This is a genomic window from Pseudophaeobacter sp. (assembly GCF_039971195.1).
GTDB lineage: Bacteria > Pseudomonadota > Alphaproteobacteria > Rhodobacterales > Rhodobacteraceae > Pseudophaeobacter.
Genome location: NZ_JBDWPJ010000052.1, coordinates 1 through 11249, shown reverse-complemented (window position 1 = coordinate 11249; position 11249 = coordinate 1). Strand labels below are relative to the sequence as shown.

Below are 11249 nucleotides of genomic sequence, written 5' to 3'. Positions count from 1 at the left end.
AGCCATTTCGGTTAATGAATATAATGCCGCTCAACACCCGCCTGTCGTCCACACGGGGCTTGCCGTGGGACTTGGGGAAAAAGGGTTCCAGCTTGGCCATCTGCGTGTCGCTCAACCAGTATAGATCGCTCATGTCACCGCTCCGTTTCAGAGCCGTGAATCACGCAGCGAAGCGGAAATCAATGCATCCTGACCCTAGTTCGCGTGGCGATAGTCTCTCGGGCAGGCACCAAAGCGGCGTTTGAACGCGCGGCTAAAATGGGCGGAGCTTGAAAAGCCGTGCGCAAAGGCAATCTGAGTCAAAGATGACGACTGCTCTGGGTTTTGGCGCAGCACCCTTGAGATCGCATCAAGTCTCTTTGCGATCAGCCTCACCCGAAAGGTATCAGGCTCATCGACGAAGAGGTGGTGCAGGTAACGGACCGATATCCCAACACTGGCCGCGATGTCGGCGGGGCCCAGATCGGGGTCGTCCAAGTGTTTGCCAATTGCGCTGTCGACCCGTGCCATAAGAGCGGCTCGTGGCGTGGTTACGTCGCGATTGTCTTGCGCCAGCAAACCGACCTCTTCGATCAAAGTTCGCCCGAGCCGCGAGAATGCAGCCGGATCCATGTCGCTTAGCACGGGCGGCAGCGATAGGATCCTGTCCCGCAACAGCGCGCCCCATCCGCCGGACACATCCAAGCGACCAATCGTCAAGGCGTCAGATCCTGTGATATCACGGAGCAGTTTCCGGCTAATGAACATTGTTGTCTTATTAATCGGCCCTTCGGTTTTGAAATGGCACGGCGAGGAGGCATCCCAGACCATCATATCGCCCGCCGTAAGCGTCACCGGCTGATCCTCCTGAACCACGTGTTCACGACCAGACCTCAGCCCAAGCAAACCAAAATACGCGTCATCGCTGTTCCCGATTTCCCGGCGCCCACGGGTGCCATGACACGGATCACAGCCGCATTCGATAATCGAAAACCCTGGCCCAACGCGCGACAAGACATTCGCCTTGAACCCATCCGCGCGGTGCCCCCGGTGCGCGCCCAAAGACCAGGTATGGTGCGAGGCGTTCAACCCTTCACTCCACGCATCAAACTGGTGCGCCTTATCTTCCAAGGCGTTGGTCCAGCGCTCTATGGCCATCAATTTTCCTCCCGACTTGCACCCACGATCAAACAATTATGCGCTGGCAGTCAAGAACGGGGCGCCCATCGCATGCACACTGCTTTATCTGAAATGGGAGGATTTCATGAGAAAAGATGTGAGCTTCAAGACCGAAGATGGCACCGAGCTTGCCGGCTGGTTCTACCAAGCCGAAGCGACCCTGGCGCCCTGTATCATCATGGCACACGGGTTCTCGGCGACCAAGGAAATGCACCTGTCAGGCTTTGCCGAGACGTTCCAGAAAGCTGGCATGAACGTGCTGGTTTACGACAACCGCAACCTTGGCAGCAGCGGCGGACAGCCGCGCGGCGAGATCGATCCTGACCAGCAGATTTCGGACTATCGCGACGCGATTACCTACGCGCAGCAACTGGATGCGGTCGATGCCGAGCAGATCGGCATTTGGGGGTCAAGCTACTCTGGCGGGCATGTTTTGGTGGTCGCGGCCAAGGATCGAAGGGTCAAATGCGTCGTCAGCCAGGTGCCGCTTGTCTATGGTCTGGAAAATGCGCAACGCCTTGTGCGTTCCGATCACTGGGCGGACCTGCGTGCCGGATTTGCAGCAGATCGCACCGGGCGGTTGAACGGCGACGCGCCGCTCCGCCTGCCGGTAGTTGGCGAGAAAGAAGGCGATCCTTGCGCTTTGCCGACCGATGACAGCCGGGAGTTTTTCTTTGGCTTGAGCGACGAGGACCGCGGCGCATGGGAAAATGACATCACCTTGCGGTCGATGGAGCTGTTTACCGAATATGAGCCCGGAAACTGGGTGTCGCGCATAGCACCCACGCCCTTGATGCTGGTCGCCGGCCGTCATGATCACTTGACGCCAGCGGATCTGACTTTGCGGGCCTATGAAAATGCCATGGAGCCCAAGAAACTCCTGATCCTCGACTGCGCACATTTCGAGGCCTATACTGATGCGCCGTTCGATATCTCAGCCCCGGCGCAATGTGCATGGTTCGCCGAACATCTGGGCGTTACGTGATATGACCTGAGCAACGGTCAAAAGGCCTCCACCGCGCGCCTTCTTGCCGGGCGGTGGAGCTTTTGCCTGTCGTCAGCGAACCCACCCAACGGGATCCCGAACTGGCCGTGCGTCACGGCGTCTCGATGACGTTCAAAACAAACGTCCAGGCGCAGGGCGAGACTGCTGGAGGGCTCTGGCGAGGAGTGGAGTGCGCTGTCAGGGGCCTAGTCTAACCGGGTGACTTCCAGCTCGTACACGATCAGTTCGATTGCCACGCCCTCAGACAGCGATAGGCCCTCCCAGTCAGCCCGAACTTCGGCCATTCCGACCCCTCGGCAGTTCGACTGATCCGACACGAAGGGGTTTACCTTACAGCCCTCCAACTGCTTGCGTACCTGCCGCCCAGCATCCAGAGTGACCCGGTACCTGCCGTGCCGGTCAACGAGATACAGAACCTCACCGAAGGTCGTACCAACCGCCCCTTCAACCGGGATCTCCTGACCATCCAGGATCTGATAGACATGGCTAAGGACCTCATGCGCGTCCTCTGTGTTCTTGAGCTTAGGCGGCTCGGCCAGTGCCGGTCCCGCCAGCAATGCTCCGATAACCAATAGTCGCTTCATGTATCTTTCTCCTTTGGTTTCTTGGTTCTCGCGAACCAGAGCAGACATCCCAGCAAGGCTGAGACGATCCCCCACACCCACATGTCCGGGAAGTCTTTTCGAGCTGGAATGGAGACCAGGAAGGCCAGCGCAAAGAGCACCCGAGCCACGCCCGGTAACCCAAACGAGAACGCCCCTCCTAGAAACATGAAGAAGACCGTCAGCCCACCCAGAGCCGCAGCCCCGGCGACGGCTTCCTCCCCGGCAATGTTTGACAGCCCTCCCACCGTGCAGGACTGAAGAAAAGCGATCATGGAGAGGGTTATCCCGATGATCCCGACAGCAATTTTCATAAGTGAATCCCTTCTGTTTCTAACTGCTCTGAACCTGCCCAGCCTTCACCGGCTGCGCCCCGCGTAACTTCGAAGCGGCTGCTTGTCTGTGATCCGCCCCCTCAGAAAGGGGCTTGTATTGAACGACTTGAATTTGAATGTATCTTAAAACAGGTAGAGTTAAAACCATCAGTGCGCAATAGCATTGAGAGTGAAGAGAACACCGAAAAGCCCACTCAGAGATATCGTTGCCCGGAACATGCGCTTGCTCCGGGCCGAACGTGGTTGGTCACAGGAAAGACTGGCTGCGGAGGCGGGGCTGAACCGGACTTACCTGAGTGCCGTTGAGCGTTCTGAGCAGAATATCTCGATTGACAATCTTTATAGGGTCGCTGAAGGTCTTGGGGTCGAGAGCTGGCAGCTATTGAGAGCAGCAGATGCGGGTGAGTAAGGGCGCAATTTACTACACATATGGTTGTGTTAAGCCTATATTCTCGAAGACAAATATTTTCAAAGAACCTAAAGACCTAAGCGTGAGCCATTTGCTTGCTTGCCGCCACTAAAACCAGATAAATCTCCTCAAGGTGGACAGAAGATTGCAGTGAACCTGTGTTTGAGGGCGAGGATTTCAATGAACTTGCTTCAAGACCGATTGACTACGTTCTACAAATCTCCTGCGGTGAAGGTTGTTGAGAGAGACGTGCTACGCATAGCCGGGAAGATTTCTCTCTCTCCCGAAAGCAACTCTTTTGATATCATCTAAAATGGCTTCCTTGGCTGCGGTGAGCCGAGTACTATTCGATAACGAATATGTGTTAGAGACGACGTGATTGGAAGAGCAGACCAATTGCGGTTGTTTTCATGTTGTGGGTAAAGCAGTGATTCAAGACGGACCTTCTGACCAGTTTGACCTCTTGGAGGCGGTGGATCTACCGATTTTTGTCCTGGTGCCTGGCGAAGATGGACTGCCGCGCTATGCCTCGATGAATGCCAAAGGACGCGCCTTGGTGGATATGGAGCCTAGTGACTACATCGGCAGGACTGCGCTGGAACTTTATGGGGGCACCATGGGCAAGCGGGCGATGGAAAATCAGATCCGTGTCCTCGCCGCCGGAGTTGAATCCGCCTATGAGGTTACTTTACCCGTCGCACGTCGCACGATCTATTTAAAAACCACGTTAAAACCGCTGTTTGACGACGCAGGAATCCTCACTCATCTGATCGGGTCTTCCACGGATGTCACCTCTGAACGTGAACGTGATGCAGCGCTCGAACTCACTCGAATTGCCAAGGAAAAGGCCGAGGAAGCCAATCAGGCAAAAGAGCGGTTTCTGGCCAATATGAGCCATGAGATCAGAACGCCGATGAACGGTATACTCGGGATGTGCGAATTGCTGCAGGAAACCGAGATGGATGAACAGCAACGACTGTTCTCCAGCACGATCCACAATTCGGCCAATGCATTGCTCGGTATCATCAATGATGTTTTGGATTTTTCAAAAATCCAGGCCGAGAAAGTCTCTGTGCATGATGCGCCGTTTTCCCTGCGTGCTTTGGTCCAGGATATCGTGACGTTGCTTTCGGCCCGCGCCTCGTCCAAGGGGCTTGAGCTGCGGATGGATTTCCCCGCGACAATTCCAGGGGAGTACATAGGCGACGCCAGCAAAATTCGACAGGTTTTGCTGAACTTAGTTGGGAATGCAGTCAAATTCACGTCAAAGGGACAGGTGGTGCTTCAGGCCACTTTTGACCGCAACCGGCGCAAATACCCCTTGCGCCTTACGGTTGAAGATACCGGTCCCGGTGTCGAGGCTTCGCAGCGAAGTGCTATTTTTTCTGCGTTTGAACAGATAGACAACACCGCAACCCGCCAGGAAGAAGGCACAGGTCTGGGGCTGGCGATTACCCAGGCGCTGGTCGAACGTATGGGCGGCGAGATCAGCGTGGTGTCCCAATCAGGGCAAGGCGCGCGCTTCCATGTGGACCTCAACCTACAAGCGACAGATGAAACCCCGCATACGGAGCAATTGGCACCGGTGGAGCCTCTTGCCGCTGATGCCCGGCCAAAGACGGAGCGACAGAGCCTAGAACTGGTCCAGGTGCCATCGAGTCTACCGTTGCAGGGGATGGATATCTTGGTTGCCGAAGACAACCGGACCAACCAGTTGGTGGTAAAGATGATGCTCCAGCCTACGGGTGCAAACCTACGCTTTGCATCAAACGGTCAACAGGCGCTGGAAGCCTATAAGGATGCAGGCTGTGACTTGATCCTGATGGATCTGTCCATGCCAGTTTTAGGGGGGATCGAGGCGACACAGTTGATCCGTAAATACGAAGCGGAAAAGGCGCATCCCGAATGTCAGATAATTGCGCTGACGGCCAATGCGCAGCCAAGTGATGCACAGGCCTGTTTTGCGGCTGGTATGAATGGTTTCCTCGTAAAGCCTTTTCGCAAGCAAGAGCTTTTGGAATGTCTTCAAAAGTAGCGGTTCGCTGCTAAGGCTGAGCCCGACCGCCAGAGATCTACGCGAGCATGACGAGCATGTTGGGCTTGGCAACTGGCCTGTTCCCTAGGCTGTTTTCAGACCTGTGCGCTCTGCAAACAGCTCGGTTTTAAAAGAGAATGCCCAAGACAAGAGATCGAGGCGAGGGCGAGGCATCGCACACTTAGGGATCGCCAAAATAGCCACTTTCATTTGACTCTGCACCCCTAGCGTGCCTCCCCATTTCAGGAGTGTCGGTTGAGCTTGGAAGGGGCCTTTTACTTGTATGCTCACTGTCCTTTCTCAAGCAGCTCCAAAAATTGCAGGAAAAACGGCTTGTTGCAGCTTGTTGAATTCTAGTAGGGTGGCTGAAGTCAGAGTTCAGTGGAGTTGGTTTTCGAAAATGCCTGATCGAAAACTCTATATTGCAGACGATAATTCGGAATTTGTCGAGTATCTCACGACAGTCTCAACGCGTCTGGGGTGGGAAGTGGAAACCTGTTCCAATGGCAATGAGCTGCTGGATCTCTTGCTCGGAAGCGATGAGCCTGCTGTCGTTCTGGTTGATATTAACATGCCAGAAAAAGACGGTATTGAAGTGATCGAGGGGCTGTCAGGAATTTCACGACCCCTGAGGTTTCGCTTCATGACCGGCGGCGCCGATGCGCCGATGCTGGCAGCCAAACTGATGGCGCGGGCAAGAAATCTCTCGGTGGGGCGCAATCTGTACAAGCCCATTCCAATGGATACGCTAAAGCGGGTTCTGGTTGATGAATGGGAGGCATTGGTGCAACTGGATGCTCCGCCAAACCTTTCTGCCGAGTAGCCTCGGCTTTTTTCCAGATCAGCTGTCGTGGTCGGCAGCTGTATGATAGGCATGCCTATCCAAGGGCTTTATGTATCGCCGCCATAAGCTCTACCCGCTGCACGGGTTTCATCAAGCGAATGTCTTCGGGGCGTAGTCCATTTCCGTGTACGGTTGCTTCGCTGGCATATCCCGACATAAAAATCACAGGCAGGTCAGGCGCTTGTGCGCGCAAAACCGAAGCAAGCGTGGTGCCAAGCAGCTTTCCTGGCATGACGATATCAGTGATCAACAGGTCAAAATCTGGATCGGCTTCAAAGATTGCTTTGGCAGCATCCCCCGAGGTTGCTGCGATGGCACTATAGCCTGCCTTCTCCAGCGTCTTCAGCAAGACATCCAGCACGGCGCTATCGTCTTCCGCCACCAGAACGCGCTGCCCGCCGCCCTTGGTCGTATTTGTGTTGTCCTTGGGGGAGCTGGCGCTTGGAGAGATATCTGCCGCCACTTTGAAGAAGAGCTTGAAAGTGGTCCCAACGCCGAGTTCTGAATAGACTTGGACCGTCCCATTGGACTGGCGCATGAAGCCATGCACCATCGAGAGGCCTAAACCGGAATTACTGCCCACGGCTTTGGTTGAGAAGAAGGGTTCAAAGATTTCGGGCAGGGTTTCGGGCGGGATGCCGCCGCCGGTGTCGCTCACGGCGAGCATGACGTAGCGCCCGGGAAAGAGCTCTTCCTGCCGCGCATCAAGGTAGCTTTTTTCAATTTCTATGTTGGCTGTCTCGATGGTGAGATCGCCGCCGTCCGGCATGGCATCCCTTGCATTCAGAATCAGGTTGAGCAGCGCACTTTCGGTTGAACTGGAATCGGCCTCCACGGGCCAGAGCCCTTCAAGCAGAGAAGTGTGGACAGAAATCGAGGTGGGCAAAGTGCGGCTGGTCCAGTTTTTTGTATCATGCACCACCTGGTTGATATCGATCGCCTGGGGCTCCAGGCTGGCCTTGCGGGCGAAGGCCAGCATATTGCGGGTCAAATCAGAGCCCCGAAGGGTTGCCGCGATGCTTTTGTCGATCAGGGCCTTATGATGTTCGTCCTCAGTTTCGTCACGCAAAAGCTCCAGGTTTCCGAGCGTAACAGCCAAATGGTTGTTGAAGTCATGGGCCACGCCCCCGGTCAACTTTCCAACGGCTTCCAGTTTCTGAGAGGCCGCCAGTTGTTGTTGCACTTTTTGGTGCTCTTGTAGCTCCAACTTGCGGGCAGAAATCTCTACCACACTGGCCCGGACCAGTTTGCGATCAAAAGGCGGCAGGCGGGCGAGGGAGATTTCACAATCCAGTAGCTGCCCGGCCTTAGTTTCATGTTGCCACTCAAAAATTGGGAACTCGCCCGTCAGGGTCTGTTGTGCATAGATAGAAATCGCCTCTTCAGACCGCCGCCCATCAGGTTGGAAGGTTGGGCTTATGGCGTTGGGGCCTAGCTTTCCAACAAGTTCACTACGGTTGTAGCCAAGGATCTGTTCGGCGCGCGGATTGCTTGTGATGAACACACCAAGATCCGCATCAAGAATTAAAATAGCCTCAGGGGCATATTCTACGAGGGCGCGAAACTGGTCGTGCTGCTTGTGGAGCTCAAGATGAGTTGCTTCCCATTGGCGGTGCAGATGTTGGGTCACGATTAAGCAGGCAAGGCTGCTGAGCAGTAGGGCGGTGGTCATAACCATCCAATTGCGCCAGTCGCTGAAATGGGCTTGGTAATCCGTGATGTTGGCTTCAATAAAGCCGTAGCTGTGCAAAAAACCGAGCCCGATTGGGAGGATCAGAGTGATGGCAAGCGCCGGATAGGCCCCCCGGCTACCAATCAGAGAGGCCGAGAGAACAGGGGTGATAAGAAGGATAAGCCAGCCTGCAGAAACCAACCCAAGAAAGGTGATGCCGGTTGTTGCAATCAGCAGCAAGCCAACCAGCAAGAAAGCGACGCGTTTGGAGTAGTGTTTGGGGCCTGGAAAAACCAGATGCGGCGCCACAAAACAGAGGAGGAAGATTGGGATGCCAAGGTAGTACAATGGCCCCCATGGTATGGCGCGACTTGTCGCGGCCAGGAGACTGACACCTACGGCAAAAATAAAGTAATAGAATAGCCAGCTAGACGATTCTCTTAGGTTTTGAGCATGAATTTTTCTGGCCTGGAGGATCTGATCGTCCACCACTGCGTCCCCTTGAAATGCTGACATCCCTTAATTGAGCGTGGGGTGATTGTGAAAACTACTAGCTACGCATTTCAACAGTAGGGCGAATAAAAGGATGATCAAGGATTTTCATGACCTAGGCCAAAGGGCAAGGCTCGCTGGGCTCTGCTGGGAAGCCTTCAAAAATCAGCTGAGATAGGGCTAAAATCCATGCATGCGTTTGGCCCATTGGTAGGCAACAACCAGCCCTTTCATGCGCGGCAATAGTGCCAGAGAGGCCGAAATGGTGACTGCCGACATGATCAGCGCCAGCGTCAGGGGATCCGGACGGTAGCTGACATAGGCAATGTGCAGGACAAAGCCGAGCAAGTGCCCTACGATCAAAATGGTCAGATAGGCGGGGCCATCATCGGCCCGGTTGTGGTGCAGCTCCTGGCCGCAGGTCGCGCAGCTGTCATTCACCTTGAGGTAGCTGTGCAGCAGTTTCCCTTGTCCACAGGCGGGGCAACGCAGGCGCAGCCCCCGCAAAACCGCAGGTTTCCAGGCGCGCACACTGTCAGACGCCTGTAGGTCAGATTCCTGCAACGCGGCGGTAGTCAATGCGGTGGTATCTTGGTGGGTCTCGGGGCTGTGCATGGTGGCGACTCCTCTTGTGTCGCCTCTCTAGTAAGTTTTTTAAATGTATGCAATCAATCTTCCGATCAAATTGATTGCATCACCTGCGTTTTTGAAGGTATAGCGGGGCAGGAACAGCCTGGCGCCACCTGCGCTATGTTTGGTCTAAGAATGCCCTTTGGAGACAGATCTTGTGAAACAATGGAGCCCTACACTCCCGGCCTCTGACAAGCCGCGCTATGTTGAGATCGCCGATGCCATTCAGATGGATATCCAGGCGGGCCACCTGCGTCCAGGGGATCGCCTGCCTCCCCAGCGTGGCGTGGCGCAGGATCTTGGGGTGGATTTTTCCACTGTTTCCAGAGGCTACGCTGAATCTGTGCGTCGGGGTGATATCGAGACCTTTGTAGGGCGCGGCACCTTTGTGCGGAGGCGTGACGCATCGGATCTATCTGCTTCCAGGGGCGAGCAGCCAGATCCGCGCCGGATCCTGGAAGAAGATCCGATGATGAATATGCCGCCCGAACCCAGTGATCCAGGCCTGGTCGCCCGCATGGCAAAGGGCTTGGACCATGTCGCGGCCAATCTGGTTCCATTATTGCGCTATCAATCAGTGCGCGGATCTGTCGCTGATCGCGAGATTGCCCGGTTCTGGATGCAGGCAAATGGGCTGGAGTTTGCCCCAGACCGGTTTGCCATCACGCCGGGCGCACATGCCAGCATCTATGCCATCCTGACCATGATCAGCGAGCCAGGTCAGACCCTGCTCTGCGAAGAGCTGACCTATCCCGGTATCCGGTCGATGGCGGCCCGTCTGGGGTTGCGATTGGTCGGTGTGCCTGCGGATGCGGAGGGCATGCGGCCAGAGGCCCTGGAACGGGCCATCACCGACCATTGGCCCGCTGCGCTCTACCTCAACCCAACCCTGCAAAACCCCACCACGGCGACCCTCTCAACCACGCGACGCAGCGCCCTGGCAGAGGTGCTTAAACGGCATGAGTTGCAACTGATCGAGGATGACGCCTACCGGTTTGTAGCCTCTGACGCACCTGCGCCAATCGCCAGCCAGCTGCCAGACCTGGCTTGGCACGTGGCTGGGATTTCTAAGTGCTTTGGCGCTGGGTTGCGGCTGGCCTATACCACTGTGCCACAGCGGGCCGATATGGGGGGATTTTCCCAGGCCCTGCGCAGCATCAATGTTATGGCCTCCCCGCTGAGCCTCGCCCTGTTGGGGCGTTGGATCGAAGACGGCACCGCAAGTGAAATCCAGGCCTTTGTGCGAAAGGCTGCGGCAGAGCGTCAGGCCCTGGCGCGTGACATTCTCTGTGGATGTTTTGTCACTGGCGCGCCAGAGGCCTTCAACCTTTGGGTCGAGCTGCCACGCGGGACCAGCCGGGCCGAGGTCATGGGCCGTATGGCCAACCGGCAGATTGGCATTATGCCCAGCGATGCCTTTACTGTCAGCGCGCAGGCCAAGGACACTCTGCGGATCTGTCTGGGGGGACCTATCAGCCCAGAGCAGCTCCGCGACGATCTGGTTGCGCTGCGCGACGCAATCCTGCGTAAGGATTGGTTGGGCTGATGCAGATTTTCGTATGGTGCGGCGCAGGAGCCTTTCTATGAAACAGAACATGTCCCTTGCTGTATTGGGAACGGTTGTTTTTGCCATGACCTTGATTGTGAGCGGCGACGCCGCTGGAAAGGTCATGACGGCCCAGGGGTTCAGCCCGATCTTTGTCGCCTGGTCGCGGTTCGCGCTGGCGGCTATGGTTCTGCTGCCCTTTAGTGGTCTGACAGCGGCGGAGCTGCGTGGCTTTCTTGATTGGCGCATCATCCTGCGGGCCCTGCTGATCGCAGCGGGGATTTTCTGCATTCTGACGGCGCTAAAAACCGAGCCCATCGCCAATGTCTTTGGCGGCTTTTTTATCGGGCCAATCGTGGCCTTCGCTCTGTCTGCGTTTTTGCTGAAAGAGCAGGTGGATCTGTCTCGAGCAGCCCTGCTGCTGGTTAGTTTTGGCGGGGTGCTTTTGGTGGTGAAGCCGGGGTTTGGGATGCAGATCGGCATGGGGTTTGCCGTCTTGGCTGGCTGCTTTCATGGCTCT

At 55.9% G+C, this 11249-nt stretch carries 12 protein-coding genes; 6 read left to right on the top strand and 6 right to left on the bottom strand.

Annotated elements, in window-relative coordinates:
- Both ABJP42_RS04585 and ABJP42_RS04580 read right to left on the bottom strand, forming a co-directional pair.
- Positions 1-133: transposase (locus tag ABJP42_RS04585; RefSeq protein WP_348338763.1), on the bottom strand; the 133-nt coding region annotated here is incomplete at its 3' end.
- 62 nt (positions 134-195) lie between these two features.
- On the bottom strand, positions 196-1137 hold the full coding sequence (locus tag ABJP42_RS04580; RefSeq protein ID WP_348338761.1) for a helix-turn-helix domain-containing protein: 942 nt from the start codon (positions 1135-1137) through the stop codon (positions 196-198).
- On the opposite strand from ABJP42_RS04580, the gene ABJP42_RS04575 reads away from it, so the two are divergent.
- Positions 1130-2143, top strand: a complete 1014-nt coding sequence (locus ABJP42_RS04575) for an alpha/beta hydrolase (protein ID WP_348338759.1) — start codon at positions 1130-1132, stop codon at positions 2141-2143. The two genes, ABJP42_RS04580 and ABJP42_RS04575, sit on opposite strands and share 8 nt — an antisense overlap.
- A gap of 206 nt (positions 2144-2349) precedes the next feature.
- On the opposite strand, the gene ABJP42_RS04570 is transcribed toward ABJP42_RS04575, so the two are convergent.
- Both ABJP42_RS04570 and ABJP42_RS04565 read right to left on the bottom strand, forming a co-directional pair.
- Positions 2350-2748, bottom strand: a complete 399-nt coding sequence (locus ABJP42_RS04570) for a hypothetical protein (RefSeq protein WP_348338757.1) — start codon at positions 2746-2748, stop codon at positions 2350-2352.
- Positions 2745-3080: a hypothetical protein gene (locus ABJP42_RS04565; protein WP_348338755.1), complete on the bottom strand. Its 336-nt coding sequence runs from the start codon at positions 3078-3080 to the stop codon at positions 2745-2747. Before ABJP42_RS04565 ends, ABJP42_RS04570 begins: the two co-directional genes overlap by 4 nt.
- Positions 3081-3318: 238 nt before the next feature.
- Between ABJP42_RS04565 and ABJP42_RS04560 the strand changes: the two genes are divergently transcribed.
- The 3 genes from ABJP42_RS04560 (at position 3319) to ABJP42_RS04550 (ending at position 6368) form a co-directional block, all read left to right on the top strand.
- Positions 3319-3510, top strand: coding sequence for a helix-turn-helix domain-containing protein (locus ABJP42_RS04560; RefSeq protein ID WP_348338753.1), 192 nt, complete (start codon positions 3319-3321; stop codon positions 3508-3510).
- A 379-nt stretch (positions 3511-3889) separates the two neighbouring features.
- Positions 3890-5545 carry an ATP-binding protein gene (locus ABJP42_RS04555; RefSeq protein WP_348338751.1) on the top strand — a complete coding sequence of 552 codons (1656 nt, stop codon included), beginning with the start codon at positions 3890-3892 and terminating at the stop codon, positions 5543-5545.
- Positions 5546-5945: 400 nt separating this feature from the next.
- Complete coding sequence (locus tag ABJP42_RS04550; RefSeq protein ID WP_348338749.1) at positions 5946-6368, top strand: response regulator; 423 nt, start codon at positions 5946-5948, stop codon at positions 6366-6368.
- Between the two features lie 55 nt (positions 6369-6423).
- Here ABJP42_RS04550 and ABJP42_RS04545 read toward each other — a convergent pair whose 3' ends face one another.
- Together ABJP42_RS04545 and ABJP42_RS04540 are read right to left on the bottom strand one after the other, a co-directional pair.
- A complete protein-coding gene (locus ABJP42_RS04545; RefSeq protein WP_348338747.1) occupies positions 6424-8550 on the bottom strand; it encodes an ATP-binding protein in 2127 nt (708 codons plus the stop codon).
- Positions 8551-8733: 183 nt separating this feature from the next.
- Complete coding sequence (locus ABJP42_RS04540; RefSeq protein WP_348338743.1) at positions 8734-9168, bottom strand: DUF983 domain-containing protein; 435 nt, start codon at positions 9166-9168, stop codon at positions 8734-8736.
- A gap of 172 nt (positions 9169-9340) precedes the next feature.
- Between ABJP42_RS04540 and ABJP42_RS04535 the strand changes: the two genes are divergently transcribed.
- A complete protein-coding gene (locus tag ABJP42_RS04535; RefSeq protein WP_348338742.1) occupies positions 9341-10729 on the top strand; it encodes an aminotransferase-like domain-containing protein in 1389 nt (462 codons plus the stop codon).
- 37 nt (positions 10730-10766) lie between these two features.
- The coding region (locus tag ABJP42_RS04530) for an EamA family transporter (RefSeq protein ID WP_348338740.1) at positions 10767-11249 on the top strand (483 nt) is incomplete at its 3' end.